A 737-nucleotide genomic window follows, 5' to 3' on the forward strand; every position below is an offset into this window, starting at 1 on the left:
AGCCATCTGGTGTTGAGCCGACAACGTGCGTGATGGCCCCAAGGTAGTGTCCAGAGCCTTCGAATACTGGATGGCGGTCTTGACAGCCCAACGGAACGTCTTTAGCGCAACACCGCTACCTGCCGCCGCATCTGCCGAGTTGTAAATCTTCTCCAAGACTCGGGGGACCGCGAGCAGATAAGTGGGGCGGAAACTCTCCAGATCAGAAAGCAAGTTACGCGTGTTCGGCGTATGCGCCATGATTCCGTGACCGGTAATCTGGAAAACTTCCAGCATGCGCGCATACACGTGAGCAAGCGGCAGGAACAGCAGTAGGCGTGAAGATCGCCGGTATGCGATTTCCGGCATCCACTTGTGCCCGTTCTTGCACAGGGTCACAAAGTTCCCGTGGGTCAAAACGGTTCCCTTTGGCTTCCCCGTTGTACCGGATGTGTACACAATCGAGGCTGGCTTATGGATGTTAAGGTCAGTAATGCGGGCATCAACTTCCGCTTCGTCAACCTCAGCTCCGGCCTCCGTAATCCGCATAATCGCAGAGTTATCGAGTGATAGAACTTGAACGGAGCGCTCAAGTGTTACTCGCGCTGCCTGCACCAGTTGGGCCATGACCATCGTCTCGGTCACAACCATCTTCACGTCAGCATCTTCCAAGATGTACTTGATCTGATCGACCGAAGACGTCTCGTAGATGGGCACAACCACTAGACCTGCGCTCCAAGCGGCGAAATCAACAAGCG

Annotated in this window: 1 protein-coding gene; it reads right to left on the reverse strand. The window is 55.0% G+C overall.

Annotated elements, in window-relative coordinates:
• Positions 1-737: AMP-binding protein (locus tag HMPREF1627_RS00055; RefSeq protein ID WP_034499649.1), on the reverse strand; the 737-nt coding region annotated here is incomplete at both ends.

The organism is Actinomyces sp. S6-Spd3 (assembly GCF_000758755.1).
Lineage (GTDB): Bacteria > Actinomycetota > Actinomycetes > Actinomycetales > Actinomycetaceae > Pauljensenia.